This window comes from Streptomyces sp. NPDC052042 (assembly GCF_044548345.1).
In the GTDB taxonomy this organism is placed as follows: Bacteria; Actinomycetota; Actinomycetes; order Streptomycetales; family Streptomycetaceae; genus Streptomyces.
Window position 1 is genome coordinate 234,805 of sequence record NZ_JBIUBU010000010.1, and the last position, 21,249, is coordinate 256,053.

General features: G+C 71.0%; 15 protein-coding genes and 4 tRNA genes. 12 read left to right on the top strand and 7 right to left on the bottom strand.

Annotated elements, in window-relative coordinates; genetic code table 11:
* Window positions 1-38 precede the first annotated feature (38 nt).
* The 4 genes from ACIHCL_RS19065 (at window position 39) to purM (ending at window position 4,855) form a co-directional block, all read left to right on the top strand.
* Complete coding sequence (locus ACIHCL_RS19065; protein ID WP_399863131.1) at window positions 39-677, top strand: TetR/AcrR family transcriptional regulator; 639 nt, start codon at window positions 39-41, stop codon at window positions 675-677.
* Window positions 678-777: 100 nt separating this feature from the next.
* Window positions 778-1,623, top strand: coding sequence for a sterol carrier family protein (locus ACIHCL_RS19070; RefSeq protein WP_399863133.1), 846 nt, complete (start codon window positions 778-780; stop codon window positions 1,621-1,623).
* A 572-nt stretch (window positions 1,624-2,195) separates the two neighbouring features.
* Window positions 2,196-3,722 (top strand): amidophosphoribosyltransferase, encoded by a 1,527-nt coding sequence (gene purF, locus ACIHCL_RS19075; RefSeq protein ID WP_399863135.1) that lies wholly within the window; start codon window positions 2,196-2,198, stop codon window positions 3,720-3,722.
* Between the two features lie 59 nt (window positions 3,723-3,781).
* Window positions 3,782-4,855, top strand: coding sequence for a phosphoribosylformylglycinamidine cyclo-ligase (purM, locus tag ACIHCL_RS19080; protein WP_399863137.1), 1,074 nt, complete (start codon window positions 3,782-3,784; stop codon window positions 4,853-4,855).
* 164 nt (window positions 4,856-5,019) lie between these two features.
* On the opposite strand, the gene ACIHCL_RS19085 is transcribed toward purM, so the two are convergent.
* Window positions 5,020-5,274, bottom strand: coding sequence for a DUF3073 domain-containing protein (locus tag ACIHCL_RS19085; protein ID WP_399863139.1), 255 nt, complete (start codon window positions 5,272-5,274; stop codon window positions 5,020-5,022).
* A 297-nt stretch (window positions 5,275-5,571) separates the two neighbouring features.
* Complete coding sequence (locus tag ACIHCL_RS19090) at window positions 5,572-6,660, bottom strand: Leu/Phe/Val dehydrogenase (RefSeq protein WP_399863141.1); 1,089 nt, start codon at window positions 6,658-6,660, stop codon at window positions 5,572-5,574.
* A 174-nt stretch (window positions 6,661-6,834) separates the two neighbouring features.
* Here ACIHCL_RS19090 and ACIHCL_RS19095 point away from each other — a divergent pair, with 174 nt between their 5' ends.
* Window positions 6,835-7,680 carry a hypothetical protein gene (locus ACIHCL_RS19095; RefSeq protein ID WP_399863143.1) on the top strand — a complete coding sequence of 282 codons (846 nt, stop codon included), beginning with the start codon at window positions 6,835-6,837 and terminating at the stop codon, window positions 7,678-7,680.
* Between the two features lie 525 nt (window positions 7,681-8,205).
* Window positions 8,206-8,412, top strand: a complete 207-nt coding sequence (gene bldC, locus ACIHCL_RS19100; protein ID WP_003949541.1) for a developmental transcriptional regulator BldC — start codon at window positions 8,206-8,208, stop codon at window positions 8,410-8,412.
* A gap of 1,074 nt (window positions 8,413-9,486) precedes the next feature.
* Here bldC and ACIHCL_RS19105 read toward each other — a convergent pair.
* Window positions 9,487-9,561 (bottom strand) — tRNA-Asp (locus ACIHCL_RS19105).
* 114 nt (window positions 9,562-9,675) lie between these two features.
* Window positions 9,676-13,668: an ATP-dependent RNA helicase HrpA gene (gene hrpA, locus ACIHCL_RS19110; RefSeq protein ID WP_399863145.1), complete on the bottom strand. Its 3,993-nt coding sequence runs from the start codon at window positions 13,666-13,668 to the stop codon at window positions 9,676-9,678.
* 296 nt (window positions 13,669-13,964) lie between these two features.
* Between hrpA and ACIHCL_RS19115 the strand changes: the two genes are divergently transcribed.
* From ACIHCL_RS19115 to ACIHCL_RS19125, 3 genes are read left to right on the top strand one after another with little or no spacing between them, the layout of a single operon-like run.
* Window positions 13,965-14,477 carry a hypothetical protein gene (locus ACIHCL_RS19115; protein WP_399863147.1) on the top strand — a complete coding sequence of 171 codons (513 nt, stop codon included), beginning with the start codon at window positions 13,965-13,967 and terminating at the stop codon, window positions 14,475-14,477.
* 57 nt (window positions 14,478-14,534) lie between these two features.
* Window positions 14,535-15,497: a thioredoxin domain-containing protein gene (locus ACIHCL_RS19120; protein ID WP_399863149.1), complete on the top strand. Its 963-nt coding sequence runs from the start codon at window positions 14,535-14,537 to the stop codon at window positions 15,495-15,497.
* Window positions 15,494-16,387, top strand: a complete 894-nt coding sequence (locus ACIHCL_RS19125) for a cytochrome c biogenesis CcdA family protein (RefSeq protein ID WP_399863150.1) — start codon at window positions 15,494-15,496, stop codon at window positions 16,385-16,387. The genes ACIHCL_RS19120 and ACIHCL_RS19125 overlap by 4 nt, the downstream gene beginning before the upstream one ends.
* A gap of 38 nt (window positions 16,388-16,425) precedes the next feature.
* Here ACIHCL_RS19125 and ACIHCL_RS19130 read toward each other — a convergent pair.
* From ACIHCL_RS19130 to ACIHCL_RS19140, 3 genes are all read right to left on the bottom strand, one after another.
* A tRNA-Phe gene (locus tag ACIHCL_RS19130) sits at window positions 16,426-16,502 on the bottom strand.
* 22 nt (window positions 16,503-16,524) lie between these two features.
* A tRNA-Asp gene (locus ACIHCL_RS19135) sits at window positions 16,525-16,599 on the bottom strand.
* A 38-nt stretch (window positions 16,600-16,637) separates the two neighbouring features.
* A tRNA-Glu gene (locus ACIHCL_RS19140) sits at window positions 16,638-16,710 on the bottom strand.
* A 377-nt stretch (window positions 16,711-17,087) separates the two neighbouring features.
* Between ACIHCL_RS19140 and ACIHCL_RS19145 the strand changes: the two genes are divergently transcribed.
* The 3 genes from ACIHCL_RS19145 (at window position 17,088) to ACIHCL_RS19155 (ending at window position 20,940) form a co-directional block, all read left to right on the top strand.
* Window positions 17,088-17,438, top strand: coding sequence for a metallopeptidase family protein (locus ACIHCL_RS19145; protein WP_399863152.1), 351 nt, complete (start codon window positions 17,088-17,090; stop codon window positions 17,436-17,438).
* Between the two features lie 476 nt (window positions 17,439-17,914).
* Window positions 17,915-18,511 carry a hypothetical protein gene (locus tag ACIHCL_RS19150; protein ID WP_399863154.1) on the top strand — a complete coding sequence of 199 codons (597 nt, stop codon included), beginning with the start codon at window positions 17,915-17,917 and terminating at the stop codon, window positions 18,509-18,511.
* 221 nt (window positions 18,512-18,732) lie between these two features.
* Entirely contained in the window at window positions 18,733-20,940 is a 2,208-nt protein-coding gene (locus ACIHCL_RS19155) for a DEAD/DEAH box helicase (RefSeq protein ID WP_399863156.1), read from the top strand.
* Window positions 20,941-21,249: the final 309 nt, after the last annotated feature.

Genomic DNA, 21,249 nt, shown 5'->3' on the forward strand with positions numbered 1-21,249 from the left:
TACTCTCGGTGTAAATTTCATCCTGGTAAAGTGACGGCATGACCGAGGGGATGAGCCTGCGGGAGCGCAAGAAGCTCCGGACGCGTCACCGTCTGCTGGCCGCGGCCACCGAACTCTTCGCCGAGCGGGGCTTCGACAAGGTGTCGGTCGCCGAGATCGCCGAGGCGGCCGAGGTGTCGAAGATGACGGTCTTCAATTACTTCGGAGGCAAGGAGGACCTGGTCCTCGCGCCCATGGCGGAGCACACCGGCGATGTCGCGCGGGTAGTACGAGAGCGGGCTCCCGGCGAGTCCGCCCTGTCCGCCGTGCGCGGGCAGTTCCTGGAGGCCATCGAGCACCGCGATCCCTCGGTCGGCATGAGCGACCTGCCCATGGTGCTCACCGTGCGCCGGCTGATCCAGGAGACGCCGGCCCTGATCATCCGCGCGCACGCGCTCTCCATGCGCTCCCACGAGCTGCTCGCCGAGGTCCTGGTGGAGGAGGCGCAGGAGCCGTCCATCGCCCGGGTCGCGGCGGCCCAGCTGATCAGCACCCGCAACTCCCTCATCCACGCGAACCAGTTGCGGCTGCTGGCCGGCGAGGCGGCGGACGCGATCGCCGGGGACGCGGCCACCCTCGCCGAGCGCGGTTTCGACCTGCTCGCACACGGCCTGGGCGACTTCGCGATCCGGCACTGAGGCGCCCGTCGCCCCGGCCCTCGCCCCCGCCCCCCGTGTCCGGTCCGCCGGCGGGCCGGAGGATCCCGTGCGCCGGGCCGCAGGCCGTAGGCTCCCGGGCATGCCGCCGTCCCAGAAACGCGCCCGCCGCTATGACCCGGTCCGGACCCGCAATGCGGTCCTGGCTCAGTTCACGCATGTCCGGGAGGCCGTTCGCACGCTGACGCCCGAGCAGCTCTCCCTGCCGACCCGGCTCGGCGAGCGGGCGAGCGTGCGTGAACTCGCCGCCCATGTGGTCCTGACGCTCTCGCAGGTCGCGCGGAAACTGGAACAGCCCGAGCCCGCCCCGCCGAAGTCCGGCGCCGGTGCGGCGCTTCTCGCCTGGCCGCTCTCGCCCGCGGACCGGGCCGGGCACCTCGTCGCCGAGGCCCGAGCACTCGCCGCTCAGCACTCCGATCTGGACGGACTGTTCGGGGAGGCCGCCGCACGGTTCGAGGCGCTGGTGTCCCGCGCGGGCGGCGAACGGCCGGTGCCGACGGGGGTCGGGACGATGCGGCTGACGGACTATCTCGTGACCCGCGCCGTCGAGCTCGTCGTGCACACCGACGATCTGAACGAGGCGGCCGGCCTCGACATCCCGTACGACCGGCAGGCGCTCGCCGCCTGCACGCGGCTGCTCGCCGACGCCCTCGCGGAGAAGGCACCGGGCGGTTCGGTCGAGGTGCGGGTGCCGCCGTTCGCCGTGGTCCAGTGCGTGCAGGGCCCCAAGCACACCCGAGGCACCCCGCCCAACGTCGTCGAGACCGACCCGCTCACCTGGATCAGGCTCGCCACCGGCCGTACCGAATGGGCGCGGGCCCTCGACGCCGCGCGGGTGGCCGCGAGCGGCGAGCGTGCCGACCTCTCCCCCCTTCTGCCTCTGAGAGGGACTGAGCGGCCCGGAACCTCCGTGTTCCCGAGGGGCTGAGCGACCCGGAACGCTTCTACCTCTGAGAGGTTGAGGGGCTGAACGGGCCGGCCGACCGGTGTTCGGGGCCGGCCGATGCGACCGGGGTGGACCGAGCCGACCCGGGACCGGCCGGCTCCGAACGGAGAAACCGGTCGGCTTCGAACGGAGAAAGAGGGCGAAGAGGCGCAGCGGTGAGCGGCCCGGCCGGACGCGCCGAGCGGTGAGACACGGCCCCGCACCCCCGCCGACCGGGCGACACGACCCGTTCCGGTGTGAGCCTCGCCACGAAACGCGCGTTCGGCCGGGTTCCCCGGTGGGCCATCGGCCGGTTCACCGAGCGCCACCATCCGGCCCGACGGAGCACCAGCCCCGGGTGGCCGGAAATCGCTGGTATCGCCGCGTTGATCCGCGCAACCGCCGTCCCGTGGCCGATCCCTACCCTGTCCCGTGCCCCCCTCGCGCCGCCCCTTCGGACACGCTCCGTGACCGAGTGGGAGGGTGCCGGGACCGCCTCCGGAAGCGCTTCCACGATGGCCCACGGCCATATCCCGAATTCGGACCAGTGGTCGATCTCGCCTACACTCGGTGGCGTGCCTCGTGGTGATGGACGACTCAGCCACGACCTGCTCCCCGGAGAGAAGGGCCCCCAGGACGCATGTGGCGTCTTCGGTGTCTGGGCTCCCGGCGAAGAGGTCGCCAAGCTCACCTATTTCGGACTGTATGCCCTGCAGCACCGTGGACAGGAGTCCGCGGGCATCGCAGTGAGCAACGGGTCGCAGATCCTGGTCTTCAAGGACATGGGACTGGTCTCGCAGGTCTTCGACGAAACCTCCCTGGGATCTCTTCAGGGTCACATCGCCGTCGGCCATGCCCGTTACTCCACCACCGGTGCCTCCGTGTGGGAGAACGCGCAGCCGACCTTCCGCGCCACCGCCAACGGCTCGATCGCCCTGGGACACAACGGCAATCTGGTCAATACGGCCCAGCTCGCCGAAATGGTCGCGGACCTGCCCCGCACGGACGGCCGCGCCACCCAGGTGGCCGCGACGAACGACACCGACCTGGTGACCGCGCTGCTCGCCGGCCAGACCGACGAGGACGGCAAGCCGCTCGGGGTCGAGCAGGCCGCCGCGAAGGTGCTCCCGGACGTGAAGGGCGCCTTCTCCCTCGTCTTCATGGACGAGCAGACCCTCTACGCCGCCCGTGACCCGCAGGGCGTCCGCCCGCTGGTCCTCGGCCGTCTGGAGCGCGGCTGGGTGGTGGCCTCGGAGAGCGCCGCGCTCGACATCTGCGGCGCGAGCTTCGTCCGCGAGATCGAGCCGGGCGAGCTGATCGCCATCGACGAGAACGGATTGCGCACCTCGCGCTTCGCGGAAGCGAAGCCCAAGGGCTGCGTCTTCGAGTACGTCTACCTGGCCCGCCCCGACACCGACATCGCCGGGCGCAACGTCTACCTCTCCCGGGTGGAGATGGGCCGCAGACTGGCCGCCGAGGCCCCGGTCGAGGCCGACCTGGTCATAGCGACCCCGGAGTCCGGCACCCCCGCCGCCATCGGCTACGCGGAGGCCAGCGGAATCCCGTTCGGCGCCGGACTGGTCAAGAACGCCTACGTCGGCCGGACCTTCATCCAGCCGTCGCAGACCATCCGCCAGCTGGGCATCCGCCTCAAGCTGAACCCGCTCAAGGAAGTCATCAAGGGCAAGCGCCTCGTCGTCGTCGACGACTCGATCGTCCGCGGCAACACCCAGCGCGCCCTGGTCCGGATGCTCCGCGAGGCGGGCGCCGCCGAGATCCACATCCGGATCTCCTCCCCGCCGGTCAAGTGGCCCTGCTTCTTCGGCATCGACTTCGCGACCCGCGCCGAACTGATCGCCAACGGCATGTCGGTCAAGGAGATCGGCGCGTCGATCGGCGCGGACTCGCTCGCGTACATCTCGCTCGACGCCATGGTCGAGGCGACGACGATCGCCAAGCCGGACCTCTGCCGTGCCTGCTTCGACGGCGAGTACCCGATGGAGCTGCCGGATCCGGAGCTGCTCGGCAAGCAACTGCTGGAGACCGAGCTGGCGGCAGGCCCTGCGGCGACCGCCGCGTCCGACGCCCTGCGTCGTCCGTGACGGCCGGTCGTACCCCCTGGCCCACCAGCCCCGTATCTCCACACGAAAGATCCCAGGCCATGTCTGAGACAACAGGTGCTTCCTACGCGGCAGCGGGCGTCGATATCGAGGCCGGCGACCGCGCCGTCGAGCTGATGAAGGAGTGGGTGAAGAAGACCCGCCGTCCCGAGGTCGAGGGCCTCGGTGGCCTCGGCGGCTTCGCCGGGCTCTTCGACGCCTCCGCCCTCAAGCGGTACGAGCGTCCGCTGCTCGCCTCCGCCACCGACGGCGTCGGCACCAAGGTCGACCTCGCCCGCAAGATGGGCGTGTACGACACCATCGGCCGCGACCTCGTCGGCATGGTCGTCGACGACCTGGTCGTCTGCGGCGCCGAACCGCTCTTCATGACCGACTACATCTGCGTGGGCAAGGTCTACCCCGAGCGGGTCGCGGCGATCGTCAAGGGCATCGCCGAGGGCTGCGTCCTCGCGGGCTGCGCCCTGGTCGGTGGCGAGACCGCCGAGCACCCGGGGCTGCTGGGGCCGGACGACTTCGATGTCGCGGGCGCCGGTACGGGCGTGGTCGAGGCCGACCGGCTGCTCGGCCCGGACCGCATCCGCCAGGGTGACGTGGTCATCGCCATGGCGTCGTCCGGTCTTCACTCCAACGGGTACTCACTCGTTCGCCATGTGTTCTTCGACCGGGCCGGCTGGGCGCTGGACCGCGAGGTCGAGGAGTTCGGCCGGACCCTCGGCGAGGAACTGCTGGAGCCCACCCGGATCTACTCGCTGGACTGTCTGGCCCTCATCCGCACGACGGAGGTGCACGGCTTCAGCCATGTCACCGGCGGTGGACTGGCCAACAACCTCGCCCGGGTCATCCCCGACGGTCTGCACGCCACGGTGGACCGCTCGACCTGGAAGCCCGGCGCGGTCTTCGACCTGGTCGGCACGGTCGGACAGGTCGAACGGCTGGAACTGGAGAAGACGCTGAACATGGGCGTCGGCATGATCGCCGTCGTCCCTGCAGAGTCCGTGGATGTGGCCCTCACCACACTGGCCGACCGCGGAGTCGAGGCCTGGGTCGCGGGCGAGATCACGGAACGCGGCGAGCACGCCTCGGGTGCGGAGCTGGTGGGTGACTACGCACGGTAGTGCGGTGGGCCCATGCGGAGCGGTGACCGGGTCGCCCCGGTCACCCCGCCGCCTGCCGTGCCCACACCGTCGAAGCTCCGCGACCACCGAACCGGTGGACCGGATCGGGGTAGCACAGAACCCGGTCCGGGAAGCCCGGACCGGGTCGGTGTGTCAGCGCGAGGTCAAGCGCCGCGGCGCTTTGACGAAGGACCTGACTTGTCGTCCTCGTCCTCGTCCTCGTCGTCGGTGTTGTACAAATCCGCGTACTGTGCGTACGGGTCGTCTTCCTCGTCCTCGAACGGCTCTGCGTTCGGTGGCTTGCTTGAAGACGATGCGCCCAGCTCATGGGCCAGACGCGACAAATCAGTCCCGCCGGTGCTGTACTTCAGCTGACGGGCGACCTTTGTCTGCTTGGCCTTTGCCCGGCCGCGCCCCATGGCTCGACCCCCTCGGTGACGGGGCTCGACGGCCCCAGAGTCTTGACACGCGTTCATGTTTCAGGACGGACTCTCATCCGAGAGACCGTGCCCGTAGGGCTTTAACGGTACCTGCTTCCGCAGCCATACGGTACGCCGCCCGCATCGAGCGCCCCGGAAGCGGACCGGCGAGAAGCCCCGTCCTCGCTGGTCAACTGCGATTTTAACCTCTTCCGGGCGTGCGACCCGCCGACCGGCGAGAGAAGTCTCACGTCGGCCGACGGATCGCAGGCTGCGCGACGCTGTGTCGCGCTTTCATCACCGTTGGTTCTGGCGGGCCTCGGCCATCCGCTGCTCGGCGATCCGGTCGGCCGCGGCGGCCGGCGGAATTCCGTCTGCCTTCGCACGTGCGAATATGGCGAGCGTGGTGTCGAAGATCTTCGACGCCTTGGCCTTGCACCGGGCGAAGTCGAAACCGTGCAGTTCGTCCGCGACCTGGATGACGCCGCCCGCGTTCACCACGTAGTCGGGTGCGTACAGGATCGACCGGTCGGCGAGGTCCTTCTCCACGCCGGGGTGCGCGAGCTGGTTGTTGGCCGCGCCGCACACCACCTTGGCGGTGAGCGCGGCCACGGAGTCGTCGTTCAGCGCGCCGCCGAGCGCACACGGGGCGTAGACGTCGAGACCCTCGGTACGGATCAGCGCCTCGGTGTCCGCGGCGACGGCCACCTCGGGGTGCTTCTCGGTGACGCGGCGCACCGACTCCTCGCGCACGTCCGTGATCACGACCTCGGCGCCGTCCGACAGCAGGTGCTCGACCAGGTGGTGGCCGACCTTGCCGACCCCGGCGACCGCTACTTTTCGGCCACGGAGCGTCGGGTCGCCCCAGAGGTGCTGGGCGGAGGCCCGCATGCCCTGGAAGACACCGAACGCGGTGAGCACCGAGGAGTCGCCGGCGCCGCCGTTCTCGGGGGAGCGGCCGGTGGTCCAGCGGCACTCGCGGGAGATGACGTCCATGTCGGAGACATAGGTGCCGACGTCGCAGGCGGTGACGTACCGGCCGCCGAGCGAGGCCACGAACCGGCCGTAGGCCAGGAGCAGTTCCTCGGACTTGATCCGCTCGGGATCGCCGATGATCACGGCCTTGCCGCCGCCGTGGTCCAGACCGGCCATGGCGTTCTTGTAGGACATACCGCGCGACAGGTTCAGCGCGTCCGCGACGGCCTCCTCCTCGGAGGCGTACGGGTAGAAGCGGGTACCGCCGAGGGCCGGGCCCAGGGCGGTGGAGTGGATGGCGATCACGGCCTTGAGGCCACTGGCGCGGTCCTGGCAGAGCACGACTTGTTCGTGGCCCCCCTGATCCGAGTGGAACAGGGTGTGCAGGACGCCGTCGGTCACATCGGTCACTGTGGTGACTCCCAAGTACGAAGCGGCGGAGGACCCTCCTGATGGTGGGGAGGGCCGTGGACCGGCCGGCAGGCGGGTCCGACTGGGCAAGAGCGTAAGTCCTACGCGGAGGTAGATCAGGCCCGGTGCCGAGGATCACCCCGGGAGGAGTACGGGCATGACACGATCTACGGCATGTCGGTGGTGTCCTCGGTGCCCGTCCCGTACACGTCCTACCTCCGGGTGTACGAACCGCTCGCCGCCTTCCCGGAGCCCGAGCGGAGCCACTGGGCCCGGTACGCGAGGCGCGCGCACATGCCTACGTTCCAGGACGAACTACGCCGATCTCTCGCGGATTTGGCGGCCACGCCGCCGGTCGGGGTGCCGGCGCACGAGAGCGCGGACGCCTTCGTCGCCGAGGTGGACGGCGTGGTGTGTGTCTGCCCGTGGCGGACCCGGCTGCGCGGCTGGCTGGCCCTGGCGGAGCTGGCGGACCTGTTTCCCGGGCCGGTGCTCGACGCGGTGCTGCCGCCGGTGGTGCGGGGGCAGGCGATCGCGGACCACGAGCGGTGGGCGGAGCGCAATCCGGATGCCAGGCCATGGATCCAGACCGCGCTGTGGCAGGTGCCGGTGCGCTGGTTCGTGCTCTTCTCCGACGAGGAGCGGGAGTACGCCGCGGCGGGTGAGGGCGGCGAGCCGCCGGTGCTGCGCTACCGGACACCGATGGTCCAGGCCCGGCGCCGGCTGGCGCGGGCGCTGCGGACGCTGCGGGAGACCGTGGACGAAGGGCCGCTGACCGAGGGGCTCGTGGAGGTGGGGCGCTGGCTGGAGGAGTTCCATCCGCGGGCGTCGGTGGAGCTGGACTACGCGGGCCTGGTGCACACCCTGTCGGCGGAGCGGCTGGCGGCGGACCGCTCGGCCGCCGATATGGCCGAGGGGGTGGAGGCGCTGCGGGTCGGCGACACCGAGCGGGCGAGCGAGGCGTACGGGCGGCTGGCGGAACGCTGGCGAGCGGTAAAAGATCGTCAATTCGCGAACTGAATCCGCCGTTGTGCGCGTCTGAACCTCTGTGCCGTGCGACACGTGGGCATGGAGAGGCGGAACAATACCTCAAAGGCTGGAAGGACCTACGTCCTGAACCGGGCCTTTGCCTCAAGCGTGATGGATAGCACTAACTGGGCTCTTGCGTCCTTCCCTACTCCTCGTGCCAAAATAGGACAAGGAGTCCGGGGAGGGCTCCTTCCGTCCAAGTGAGGGCGGATTGCTCTGCATTGCACGCTATAGGGGGTCTGGTGACTCCTGGTCGCTCTGTGACTGATCGTCACGGTGGTGTGACTGTCCGCTATGACATGGTCCATCGGCTTCCGTCGCTGATGAACACCTGGGAGGGCAATTCCATCGGTTTGGCCGACGTGGCTGGACGGATGGTGTAGTTGTAGTGCCGAGGACAAGCCGTTCGTCCTATAACCGACTCGGCCCGCGTCCGCCATTTCGGGCAACGCGGGTCAAGGTGCAGAATTTAGAGGAAAGAACCGAGATGGTTCGGTTCTCCCGAGGAGGCCGCTCATGACCGCTCGCACCCCTGATGCCGAGCCGCTGCTGACCCCGGCTGAGGTCGCCACGATGTTCCGCGTGGACCCGAAGACGGTTACCCGCTGGGCAAAGGCGGGCAAGCTCACGTCCATCCGCACGCTTGGTGGACATCGCCGCTACCGCGAGGCAGAGGTCCGCGCACTGCTCGCGGGTATTCCGCAGCAGCGCAGTGAGGCCTGACACACCCCTGCCGCCGTGCCGCAACCGGGTTCCCGGGTCCCCCAACCCGTGTAGACCCGCCCATAGCTCCATGTGACGGGCGCTCGCCCCAACGGGCGCCATACCCGTGCGAAACGGGTACACCGTTCGATCGCGCTGGACTCCGCCGGGTTCGCCGCGATCTCTTTTCGCGCTCCGCCGCTCCGGGGCCCCTTCGGGGGTACTCCCCCCGGGGCGGCGTCTTGCGTTCCGCCCGCGCGGCCTTTCGGGCTCCGGCTCTTGGATGTGCCGGCCACTCGGTGGGTGCTCCGGGCGCCGGTCCGCCCGAGAGGTCCGGGGCTCTTCTCCGGCCTCTGGAAACCGGACGGGCGGTTGGCTCCGGGGGGTTTTCACCGCGCCGGCCCGTGTGTGTCCGTACGGGATCGCGGGGGTGTCCTCCGGTCCTTTTCGAGGGGCCGGACCGGGGTGGCCGGAGCATTCCGCGGGGCTCCTTGGGGGGCTTTCGTGCCGTGTCCGATGCTCTTCCTCCGCCACCCCTATTCGGAAGGTGCAATTGCACATATTAAATTCGGCGGTTGTAGGAAGGGGGTAAGGCCATCCCTCCGCAAAACTCCTTTAGTGACTCCCGTCACACCGTGGGGTGCCGCCGTGTTCGAGCCTGCCACTTTCGGGAGCCGGGTCACTCTGTCGTTGGTCACTCGGTCGGGGGACTTTTACGGATTCCCTGGGTGCCGCTCTGATGCCCTGTGGGCGGGAGTCCGGGGAATTCGTGCCGACCTGCCCTCACGGGCCGTCACAGGCCCCGTGGCGGTGCCCGGGTGGGGCTGGGGTGCGTTGGCCGGGGGTGTGGTGGGTGGGGGAGTCGGGAAACGTGGTCGCGGCGGGCGCTCGGGCGACCGCTCGAAGGGAGCCGTACGGCCGGCGGGGTGGGCCGGCTGCCGGGCCCCGCCGGTCCGGCCGAGTGCGGGGAAAGGGGCCGGGCGGATCCGCCGCCCGGTGGGGAGGAATCGATCCCGTGTCCGGTCATCCGTCGTCGCCCACCGGAGTCCGGACACGCGAAAGCCCGGATCCAAGGGATCCGGGCTTCCATCACTGCGGTCCTGACGGGATTTGAACCCGCGGCCTCCACCTTGACAGGGTGGCGAGCACTCCAAACTGCTCCACAGGACCAGGTTTCCGCTGCCGCCTTGCGGCTGGCTGCGAAGACAGACTGTACAGCAGGTCGGAGGGTCCGGTCGACCTCACTCATCGTGCACCCTCCCTCACCGATCGGACCGCCCCCGGTCAGGGGACCGCGGCGTCGATCGCCTTCACGATCCGCTTGTCGGACACGGGGTAGGCCGTCCCCAGGGCGTGCGCGAAGTAGCTGACCCGGAGTTCCTCGATCATCCACCGGATGTCCAGGACCTCCTGCGGGACGGGCCTGCCCTGCGGGAACTGCTCCAGCAGCCAGGCGTACTCGTCCTGCATCTCCTGGACCTTCTCCATGCGCGTGGTGTCGCGCTGGGCGGCCGTCGGCATCTGCTGGAGCCGGCGGTCCGCGGCGATGAGGTAGCGCATCAGGTCGGGCAGCCTGCGCAGCCCGGTCGCGGTCACGAAGCCCGGCGGCACGAGAGCCGCGAGCTGCTTGCGCACATCGGCGGTGTTGGCGGCCAGGACCGGGCTGGTGGCGGCCTTCAGCCGCCGCTCGCACGCCTGCCAGGCGGCCAGCACCTGCTGCACCTGCTTGACCGAGTGCTCGGTCAGCGCGACGAGGTCGGCGCGCACCTTGTCGTAGAGCTTGCGGTACGACTCCTCGTCCCAGGCCGGGCCGCCGTGCGCGCCGATCAGCCGGTCGGCGGCGGCCGTCGCGCAGTCCTCGAAGAGCGCCTGCACGGAGCCGTGCGGATTGGCGGACAGGGCCAGCTTCTGCTGGTTCGAGAGCTTGTCCGAGGCGAACTTCGCCGGGTTCACGGGCACGTTCAGCATGATCAGCCTGCGGGTGCCGAGCCACATCGCCCGCTGCTGCTCGGCCTCGGTGTCGAAGAGCCGGACGGCCACCGTCGCGCCCTCGTCCACCAGGGCCGGATACGCCTTGACCGGCTGGCCGGCCCTCCGGGTTTCGAAGACCCTCTGCAGCGTGCCGATCGTCCAGTCCGTGAGGCCCGAACGCTCGATGGATTCGCCCGAGGGGCCCGCGGTGGCCGCCGCGGCCTTGGAGAGGGCCTGGCGGGCCTTGGGGCGCAGCCGGAGTCTCAGCGCCTCCAGGTCCTTGTCCTCGGCCACCTTGCGGCGCCGTTCGTCGACGATCCGGAACGTGATCTTCAGGTGGTCCGGGACGCGGCTCAGGTCGAAGTCGTCGGCCGCGACCGGGACGCCGACCATCCGCTGGAGCTCGCGCGCGAGCGTGACCGTCAGCGGCTCCTGCTGTGACATCGGACCGCCGGAGGCGGACGGAACGACCCGGTCCAGGAACTTCTCCGCGTAGTCCGGCGCGGGGACGTAGTGCCGTCGTATCGGCTTGGGCAGCGAGCGGATCAGCTCCGTGACCACGTCCTCGCGCAGGCCCGGGATCTGCCAGTCGAAGCCCTCGGCCGTGACCTGGTTGAGCACCTGGAGCGGGATGTGAACCGTCACACCGTCGGCGTCCGCGCCGGGCTCGAACTGGTACGTCACCCGGAACTTGAGCTTCCCCTGCCGCCAGGAGTCCGGGTAGTCGTCCTTGGTGACGGCACCGGCCTTCTCGTTGATGAGCATCGAGCGCTCGAAGTCCAGCGCGTCCGGCTCGTCGCGGCGCTTGTGCTTCCACCAGGAGTCGAAGTGCGCCCCGGAGACCACGTGCTCGGGGATGCGCTGGTCGTAGAAGTCGAAGAGCGTCTCGTCGTCCACGAGGATGTCGCGACGCCGGGCGCGGTGCTCCAGCTCCTCGACCTCGCCCAGCAGCTTGCGGTTGTCGTGGAAGAACTGGTGGTGCGTCCGCCAGTCGCCCTCGACCAGGGCGTGGCGGATGAACAGGTCGCGGGAGGTCTCGGGGTCGATCCGGCCGAAATTGATCTTGCGCTGGGCGACGATCGGCACCCCGTACAGCGTGACGCGCTCGTAGGCCATCACCGCCGCCTGGTCCTTCTCCCAGTGCGGCTCGCTGTGGGTGCGCTTCAGCAGGTGCTGGGCCAGCGGTTCGATCCACTCCGGTTCGACCTTGGCGTTGACCCGCGCCCACAGCCGGGACGTCTCGACCAGCTCGGCCGACATCACGAACCGCGGCTGCTTCTTGAAGAGCGCCGATCCGGGGAAGACCGCGAACTTGGCGTTGCGCGCGCCCAGGTACTCGTTCTTGTCCGTGTCCTTGAGCCCGATGTGCGAGAGCAGCCCGGACAGCAGCGAGACGTGCACCGACTGCTCGGGCGCGTCCTGTGCGTTGGGCTGGATGCCCATCTGCTTCACGACCGTGCGCAGCTGCGCGTAGATGTCCTGCCATTCGCGAATGCGCAGGAAGTTCAGGTACTCCTGCTTGCACATCCGGCGGAAGCTGGACGAGCCGCGCTCCTTCTGCTGCTCGCGGATGTACCGCCACAGGTTCAGGAACGCCAGGAAGTCGGAGGTCTCGTCCTTGAAGCGGGCGTGGTGCTGATCGGCCTGCGTCTGCTTCTCCGCGGGCCGCTCGCGCGGGTCCTGGATGGAGAGCGCGGCGGCGATCACCATGACCTCGCGGACACAGCCGTTGCGCTCGGCCTCGATGACCATGCGCGCCAGGCGCGGGTCGACGGGCAGCTGCGAGAGCTTCCGGCCCAGCGGGGTGAGCCGCTGCCCCTTCCCGCCCTCGGGCCTCCCCTCCCGCTGCCCTCCGTCGGCGCCCCGGGCCGGCTTGTCGCCGGTCTCCAGCGCGCCGAGCTCCTGGAGGAGCTGGATGCCGTCGCGGATGTTGCGGTGGTCCGGCGGGTCGATGAAGGGGAACCGCTCGATGTCGCCGAGGCCGGCCGCGGTCATCTGGAGGATGACGGAAGCGAGGTTCGTGCGCAGGATCTCGGGGTCGGTGAACTCCGGACGGGTCAGGAAGTCGTCCTCGGAGTACAGCCGGATGCAGATGCCGTCCGACGTACGGCCGCAGCGGCCCTTGCGCTGGTTGGCGCTGGCCTGCGAGATCTGTTCGATCGGGAGGCGCTGGACCTTGGTGCGGTGGCTGTAGCGCGAGATCCGGGCGGTGCCCGGGTCGATCACGTACTTGATGCCGGGAACGGTCAGCGAGGTCTCGGCGACGTTCGTCGCCAGCACGATCCGCCGACCGGTGTGGCGCTGGAAGACGCGGTGCTGCTCGGCGTGCGAGAGGCGGGCGTAGAGCGGCAGCACCTCGGTGTGGCGGGGGTTCCTCTTGTTCAGGGCGTCCGCGGTGTCGCGGATCTCGCGCTCGCCGGAGAGGAAGACCAGGATGTCGCCGGGGCCCTCGGCCTGGAGCTCGTCGACGGCTTCGCAGATCGCGGTGATCTGGTCGCGGTCGGCGTCGGCCGAGTCCTCCTCCAGCAGCGGACGGTAACGCACCTCGACGGGATACGTGCGCCCGCTGACCTCGATGATCGGGGCGTCGCCGAAGTGGCGCGCGAACCGCTCGGGGTCGATCGTCGCCGAGGTGATGACGACCTTCAGGTCCGGGCGTTTGGGCAGCAGCCTGGCCAGATAACCGAGCAGGAAGTCGATGTTCAGCGACCGCTCGTGGGCCTCGTCGATGATGATCGTGTCGTAGGCGCGCAGCTCGCGGTCCGTCTGGATCTCGGCGAGCAGGATGCCGTCCGTCATCAGCTTGACGAACGTCGCTTCGGGGTCCACCTGGTCGGTGAAACGGACCTTCCAGCCGACCGTCTCGCCCAGCGGGGTCCGCAGCTCCTCGGCCACGCGCTCGGCGACCGTACGGGCCGCGATCCGGCGCGGCTGCGTGTGCCCGATCATGCCCCGGACGCCGCGCCCCAGCTCCATGCAGATCTTCGGGAGCTGCGTGGTCTTGCCCGAGCCCGTCTCCCCGGCGACGATCACGACCTGGTGGTCGCGTATCGCCTCCAGGATCTCGTCCCTCTTCTGGCTGACCGGAAGCTGCTCCGGGTACGACACGGCGGGGACCCGTCCGGCGCGCAGCGCGAGCCGTTCGGCCGCCTTTCCGGTCTCGGTGGCGATCTCGTCCAGCACGGCCTGCCGGGCCTCGGGCTTGCGGATGCGGCGCACCCCTTCGAGGCGGCGGCCGAGCCGATGGGCGTCGTGGAGCGAGAGCTCTTTGAGCCGGGATTGGAGATCGGCGAAAGAAGTAGACATACGGACCCCAGGGTCTCACCCGGGCCGACGGAACGGCGAACGTATTTGACGCGGTCCGGGTCACCACGTCGGCGCCGCGCCGGCACCGCTCAGAACCGTACGGCACCGCGTCGAAGCCGCACGCGACCGCTCTGCCGCGCCACGACCGCTCCGGCGCCGGGCCGGGGGTGCTCCGGACCGCGGGTGCGTGGACCGCGGGACGTACCATTTCGGCAGCCGATCACCTGGCGCCGGATCGCCCGGTCGCCCGGTTCGCCCCGTCCTTCAGCCGTCCCCGTCCGGAAAGGCCGGTCGCCGTGTCCGTGTGCCGTGCGCAGTGGTGCTGCCTGGTGGCGGTGCTCGCGGCCGTACTGGCGCTGTTCTGCGGGCCCGGGAGGGCCGCCGCGGGCGACGACCGCGTGACCGCGTGGGTGGCCGCGGGCGCGGAGACCGCCGCGGACGCCGGGGGTCTCGTGGGCCTCGTCGCCCCGGTGGGCCCCGCGGGCAGTGGGGGAGCGGCAGGCGGGACCGCCACCACCGCCACGGCTGCCACTCCCACGGTCACGGTGACTGTCACTGACACGTTCATCGCCCCCGACGCGGATTCGCGCCCCGTCCCCGGTTGCGGCAAGAACGGGGCGTACGCGGACGATGTGCCCGGCCTGCCGGGGCGGGCCCGCGCCGGGGCCGACCAGCCGCCCGGCCTCGCCGAATGGGGCCTGCCGGTCACCACCGGACCGGGGACGGCCGGCCTGCCCGTCCGGATACGACCGCCAGGCCCGGCACCCGCCGCGCCCACTCCCGTGGAGCTCTCGGTACTGAGGGTGTAGAGGACGGCCCCCTGGTCGTCCTCCCTCTCCTTCCCCATCGCCCGTACGGAGTTCTGCATGTCCACGTCCAAGCCCGAGCCCGCGTCCGAGCCGTCGTCCAAGGCCACGCCCGAGCCCGCCTCCCGGCCCGAGCCCGCGCCCGCGCCTTCGTCCAAGGCCGCGCCCCGGTCCGCGTCCGGGCCGTCGCGTCCGCCGTCGTCGCGTACCGCCCCGTCCAGGAAGCCGCTGCTCTACGGGGCCGGGGTCGTGCTCGCCGCCGCGGCGCTCGGCTTCGTCTCCTACCAGGCCACCGCACCCGACCGCTCGGGCTCCTCCTCTTCTTCGTCCTCCTCGTCGTCGGTCGCCGATGTCACCGCCGACCCGGACACCGAGGTCTACCCGGAGCTGGAGAAGCTCGCCCGGCGCGATGCCGGTGACCAGCTCGCGCTGGGCCGGGTGGACGCGCCCGTCGTCCTCGTCGAGTACGCCGACTTCAAGTGCGGCTACTGTGCGCAGTTCGCCCGCGACACCGAACCGGCCCTGGTGAAGAAGTACGTCGACGACGGCACCCTGCGCATCGAGTGGCGCAACTTCCCGATCTTCGGCGCCGACTCCGAGGCCGCCGCCCGCGGCGCCTGGGCCGCCGGGCAGCAGGGCCGCTTCTGGGAGTTCCACCGCGCCGCGTACGCCGACGGCGTGAAGGAGAAGGGGTTCGGCAAGGCCCGGCTGAAGGACCTCGCCCGGCAGGCCGGTGTCGCGGACCTCGACCGGTTCGCGCGCGACGTGGACAGCCCGCAGGCCGCCGCCGCGGTGAACCGGGACCAGGAGCAGGGGTACGGCATCGGCGCGACCTCCACCCCGTCCTTCGTGGTCAACGGCCGCCCGATCGCCGGGGCGCAGCCGATGGAGACCTTCGTCCAGGTCATCGAGGCGGCGGCCGAGAAGGCCCGCGCCTCCGCGCCCCGGCCCGAGGGCTCCGGGTCCGACGGCAAGGGGTCCGACGGCAAGGGAGACGACGGCTCTGCGGGCGGCACGAAGTGACGGACGGCATCGGCTATTTCGCGGCCTTCCTCGGCGGGCTGCTCGCCCTGGTCAGCCCGTGCAGTGCCCTGCTGCTGCCGGCCTTCTTCGCGTACTCGATCGACTCCGCCTCGCGGCTGCTGGCCCGTACCGGCATCTTCTACGCCGGCCTGGCCACCACCCTGGTCCCGCTCGGCGCCGCCGGCTCGTATGCCGGGCGGCTCTTCTACGGCCACCGCGACGCGCTCGTCCTCGGCGCCGGGTGGCTGATCATCCTGCTCGGCATCGCGCAGATCGTCGGCCTGGGCTTCGCCTCGCGTCGGATCGCCGCCCTCAGCGGCCGGATCCGCCCGACCACGGCCCTGTCGGTGTACGCGCTGGGCGCCGTATACGGACTGGCCGGTTTCTGTGCGGGACCGATCCTCGGCAGTGTCCTCACCGTGGCGGCGGTCAGCGGCAGCCCGGTCTACGGCGGGCTGCTGCTCGCCGTCTACGCCCTCGGCATGGCGGTCCCGCTCTTCCTGCTCGCCCTCCTCTGGGAGCGGTTCGAGCTGGGCCGCCGGGCCTGGCTGCGCGGTCGGGCCTTCCGGCTCGGCCGTTTCGAGCTGCACACCACGACGCTGCTGTCCGGACTCTTCTTCATCGGGCTCGGCGTGCTGTTCCTGGTGTACGACGGGACGACCGCGCTGCCGGGGCTGCTGGGCGCGGACGAGTCGTTCGCCGTCGAGCGGTGGGCCCAGCGCGCCGGGGAACGGGTGCCGGACGGGCCGGCCCTGGTTGCCGTGGTCGTCGTGGTGCTGCTGTTCCTGGCGGTACGGGCGTGGCGCGGTCGGCACGCGGCCGGCGAGGCCGGACCGGACAGCGAGGCCGGACCAAACGGCGTGAATGCGGTGGATCGCGAGGAGGCATGACACGGCGAAGGCCCCGTCCATCAGACGGGGCCTTCGGGTGGTGGCTGGGGCCGGGATCGAACCGGCGACCTATCGCTTTTCAGGCGATCGCTCGTACCAACTGAGCTACCCAGCCACGCAGCTCGTAGGAGCTGCAGCGGTCCTGACGGGATTTGAACCCGCGGCCTCCACCTTGACAGGGTGGCGAGCACTCCAAACTGCTCCACAGGACCAAGCTGTTGTGCGACTAAGTGTCGCACAAGGTTGTGCGTGCCCCCAACGGGATTCGAACCCGTGCTACCGCCTTGAAAGGGCGGCGTCCTGGGCCACTAGACGATGAGGGCGTAACTACTGGCACTGCTGCTTCGTCCCTGGTTGTCCCGGAGGACGAGAGAAGCATGTGACTCCGCTTTCCCCCTCAAGGGGGTTCCACTTCTTCTTCGATCTTCGGTAGGTGATCTCCGGGATCTCAGAACGGTCAAGCCCTGACCGGCGCCCTTGGGCACGTCGGAGACTGTACTACGCCGTTTCGGCGTCGGCCAAACCGAATAGGCGTGGCAGCCCGTCCGGCTTGGGCGTGACGGTCGGTCCGGCGGAGGACGGCCGCTGACCTCGTCCGTCGTCCGCCGCCGTCGTGCGCCGGGTCGGTCCGGCGAGCGGTGAGTGGCCCTGGTCCGGGGAGTGGTGAGCGGCAGTACGGGAGAACCGGGAGAATGACGGGGTGCTGGAGATGACGCGCGAGGAGTTCGAGGAACTGGTCGCCGAGGCCCTGGACCGGATCCCGCCGGAACTGACGCGGCTGATGGACAACGTCGCGGTGTTCGTGGAGGACGAGCCGGACCCCTCGGATCCGGAGCTGCTCGGACTGTACGAGGGCACGCCGCTCACCGAGCGCGGCGAGTGGTACGCGGGGGTGCTGCCCGACCGGATCACCATCTACCGCGGGCCGACGCTGCGGATGTGCGAGTCGCGCGAGGACGTGGTCGCGGAGACCGAGATCACGGTCGTGCACGAGATCGCCCACCACTTCGGCATCGACGACGAGAGGCTGCACGCGCTCGGCTACGGATGAGCGTGCCCCGGCTCCACCACCGCGGTCCGCCCCACCGCGCGGGCGGGAGGTCAGGGCGGGCGGCCCGGGAGGCCGGGAGTTTCGCGCGCGGTCGGCGAGGTCGGGGCGGACCGCGCCCGGCAGGGCGCATGTCGGGCGCGGCCAGGGGTGCGCCGGGCGCGGTCGGAGGTGCGGGCCGGGGTGCACCCCGGGGTATGAGCGGGGCCGGCGGGCGCGGTCGCGCGTGCGGGGGTCGGTGAAACACGTGTGCGGTGCGGATGACGTGCGGATGACGCCCGGGAGGCGCGTGGGTCGGGTGCGGGGCGTGTCCCCGGCGGGGCGACGGGAGTTGGACACGTTGGGCAGGGAGCCGGGGCGCTCCGGCCCGTGCCGCTTCGCCCGTGTCCCCTTCCCTGCCTCTCCCCGCCGTACCCCCGCCCCGTCCCGTTTCTCCGCCCCTTCCGCCTGCCTCTCCTTGCACCCCCGGAGGTACCGCCGTGCGCCAGTTGTCCCTTTCCGCCCGCTGGGCGGCCGTCATCGCGGTGACGGTCGCCGCGTCCACCGGCTGCATGAGCATCGGCGACGACGGGGGCAAGCCGTCGTCGAAGCCGTCGCCCGATCCGAAGGGGAGCGCGGCCGGGCCGGACGGCGACACCGTGTCCGGTACGGGCGGCTACCGCGCCGGGGGCGGGCGTGCCGAGGCGCACTCCGAGCGGGAGGCGGCCGAGACCACACGGCCGAGCGGGTCCGCCACCCCTTCGGGCTCGCCCGATGCGCACCCGCGGACGGAACGGGGCAAGCCAGGCGTACCGTCCGAGCCGGGCGTACCGGCGCCGGAGTGGGGCGGCGGGCAGCCGGTGCCCGAGGTCTCGCCGCCGGGCTCCGAGGTGCCGCAGCGGCCCGAGCCCTCGCCGCCGCCGTCCGAGTCGCCCGCCCCCGAGCCGCCGGTCTCTCCCGAACCCGAGCCCTCGGAGCCGGCGCCGCAGCCGTCCGCGTCCTCGGCGGCCGAGCTCCGCGCCTACGCGATGAGCCTGCCGGACGAGCCGACGGCGCTGCGGACGCCGGAGGTCTCGCCGCAGGACGAGCCGATGTAGCGGGGCGGGGCGAGGCGAGGGGTGAGAGGGCGGTTTGCGCGATGTGGGGGTGAGTGCGTATGGTAGTAGATCGTTTGATCCCATTGCCCGGCGCCGAAACAGAAGCGCGCCGTGTGGCGCGTACTCTCCCTTGCCGTGGCTGGACCGCATAGAGGCGGTCGACCTTGCGAATCACGGAGTTACGGGCGCGTGCCGAGACTCCGGAAGGTTTCGCATTTCGCATGTCAATTTCCAGTTCTGACCGCGTCGTCATGCCCGAGAGCGCCGAGGGCGTCCAGGGCGTCGAGAACGCCGGGAACGAAGAGTTCAACGCCGGGAACGAAGAGTTCGTCGGCACCGAGGTGTTCGCCGGGAGCGGCGAGGCGCCCGTCGAGGAGGCCGCCGCCCCCCGCGCGGAGCCGGCCGAGGCCGAATCCGCCGACGAGGCCGGGCCGACCATCACCTTCGCCGACCTGGGGCTGCCCGAGGGCATCGTCCGCAAGCTCGCGCAGAACGGTGTGACCACGCCCTTCCCGATCCAGGCCGCGACCATCCCGGACGCCCTGGCCGGCGAGGACATCCTGGGCCGCGGTCGTACCGGTTCCGGCAAGACCCTCTCCTTCGGTCTGCCGACGCTGGCCGCGCTGGCCGACGGCCACACGGAGAAGAAGAAGCCCCGCGCGGTCATCCTCACCCCGACCCGTGAACTCGCGATGCAGGTCGCGGACGCGCTCCAGCCGTACGGCGACGTGCTCGGCCTGCGGATGAAGGTCGTCTGCGGCGGTACGTCGATGGGCAACCAGATCTACGCGCTGGAGCGCGGCGTCGACATCCTCGTCGCCACCCCCGGCCGGCTGCGCGACATCATCAACCGGGGTGCCTGCTCCCTGGAGAACGTCCAGGTCGCGGTCCTCGACGAGGCCGACCAGATGGCGGACCTGGGCTTCCTGCCCGAGGTCACCGAGCTGCTCGACCAGATCCCGGCCGGCGGTCAGCGCATGCTCTTCTCCGCGACGATGGAGAACGAGATCGGCACCCTGGTCGCGCGCTACCTGGACAACCCGGTCAGCCACGAGGTCGACAGCGCCCAGGGCAACGTCACGACCATGACGCACCACGTCCTCGTCGTGAAGCCCAAGGACAAGGCGCCGGTCACCTCCGCCATCGCCGCCCGCAAGGGCCGCACCATCATCTTCGTCCGCACCCAGCTGGGCGCCGACCGCGTGGCCGAGCAGCTCGTCGCGGCGGGCGTCAAGGCGGACGCCCTCCACGGCGGCATGACGCAGGGCGCCCGTACCCGCGTGCTCGCCGACTTCAAGGACGGCTACGTCAACGCGCTCGTCGCGACTGACGTCGCCGCCCGCGGCATCCACGTCGACGGCATCGACCTGGTGCTGAACGTGGACCCGGCCGGTGACCACAAGGACTACCTGCACCGCTCGGGACGTACTGCCCGCGCGGGCAAGTCCGGGGTCGTCGTCTCGCTGGCGCTGCCGCACCAGCGCCGCCAGATCTTCCGCCTCATGGAGGACGCGGGCGTCGAGGCGTCGCGCCACATCATGGGCGGCGCGGGCGCCTTCGACCCGGAGGTCGCCGAGATCACCGGTGCCCGTTCGCTCACCGAGGTCCAGGCCGACTCCGCGGCCAACGCCGCCAAGCAGGCCGAGCGTGAGGTCGTCGAGCTGACCCGGCAGCTGGAGCGCGTCCAGCGCCGCGCCGGAGAGCTGCGCGAGGAGGCGGACCGCCTGATCGCCCGCGCCGCGCGCGAGCGGGGCGAGGACCCCGAGGTCGCGATCGCCGCGGTCGCCGCGGAGGCGGAAGCCGCGATCGAGGCCTCCATCTCCGTACCGGAGCAGCCCACGGCGCGGGAGGACCGGCGCGACGAGCGCGGCAACTTCGAGCGCCGGGACGGCCGCGGCGGACACCGCGGGGGTCACGACCGGCGCGAGGACCGTCGGGACGACCGTGGTTTCCAGCGTCGTGACGAGCGTTCGTCGGGTGGCTTCCGCCGTGACGGCGACCGCCCGTCCTCCGGCCGGGACCGCCGTGACGACCGTCGGGACGACCGTGGTTTCCAGCGTCGTGACGAGCGTTCGTCGGGTGGCTTCCGCCGTGACGGCGACCGCCCGTCCTCCGGCCGGGACCGTCGCGAGGACCGTCCGTCGGGCGGCTTCCGCTCCCACGACCGCCGTGACGACCGGGGCGGCCGCTCCTTCGACCGTCGTGACGGCGACCGTCCGTCCTTCGGCCGGGACCGGCGTGACGACCGCCCCGGCGGCTACCGCTCGGGTGGCGGCGACCGTCCGTTCAACCGCGACCGTCGTGACGAGCGTCCGTCGGGCGGCTTCCGCTCCGGCGGCGACCGCCCGTACGGCCGCCGTGACGACCACCGGGGCGCCGGTTCCCTCGGCCGCCGCGACGACAAGCCGCGCTGGAAGCGCAACGGCTGAACGCGCCGGGCGATGAGACGGACCCGCTGAAGGTCCGTCGGCACCGGCCGTAAACCTCCGGAAAACGGGTCCGCTCTTCACGAGCGGGCCCGCTTTCCTTTTTCGCCTCTGTCACATGGGCAACTGCTGTTACGAGAGCAACGGCTATGACGGGAGCAACGGCTATGACGAGCCAGCGGCTGACTCGGGGGCGCGGCACCGCCGGGGCGGGGAGGGGGCTCCGACCGCTCCCCGGGCGCCGGGGGGCGCCAGTCGATCGCCTGCGCCTTTCTGCTGGGCGGAGGGCGCGCGTGGCCGGACCGATGAGTG

Coding starts and splice junctions, on each gene's coding strand:
- ACIHCL_RS19070 (WP_399863133.1), top strand. CDS start 778: ATGCCGCCGTCCCAGAAACGCGCCCGCCGCTATGACCCGGTCCGGACC.
- ACIHCL_RS19085 (WP_399863139.1), bottom strand. CDS start 5,274: ATGGGGCGCGGCCGGGCAAAGGCCAAGCAGACAAAGGTCGCCCGTCAG.
- hrpA (WP_399863145.1), bottom strand. CDS start 13,668: ATGTCTACTTCTTTCGCCGATCTCCAATCCCGGCTCAAAGAGCTCTCG.
- purM (WP_399863137.1), top strand. CDS start 3,782: ATGTCTGAGACAACAGGTGCTTCCTACGCGGCAGCGGGCGTCGATATC.
- ACIHCL_RS19120 (WP_399863149.1), top strand. CDS start 14,535: ATGTCCACGTCCAAGCCCGAGCCCGCGTCCGAGCCGTCGTCCAAGGCC.
- bldC (WP_003949541.1), top strand. CDS start 8,206: ATGACCGCTCGCACCCCTGATGCCGAGCCGCTGCTGACCCCGGCTGAG.
- ACIHCL_RS19095 (WP_399863143.1), top strand. CDS start 6,835: ATGTCGGTGGTGTCCTCGGTGCCCGTCCCGTACACGTCCTACCTCCGG.
- ACIHCL_RS19065 (WP_399863131.1), top strand. CDS start 39: ATGACCGAGGGGATGAGCCTGCGGGAGCGCAAGAAGCTCCGGACGCGT.
- ACIHCL_RS19155 (WP_399863156.1), top strand. CDS start 18,733: ATGTCAATTTCCAGTTCTGACCGCGTCGTCATGCCCGAGAGCGCCGAG.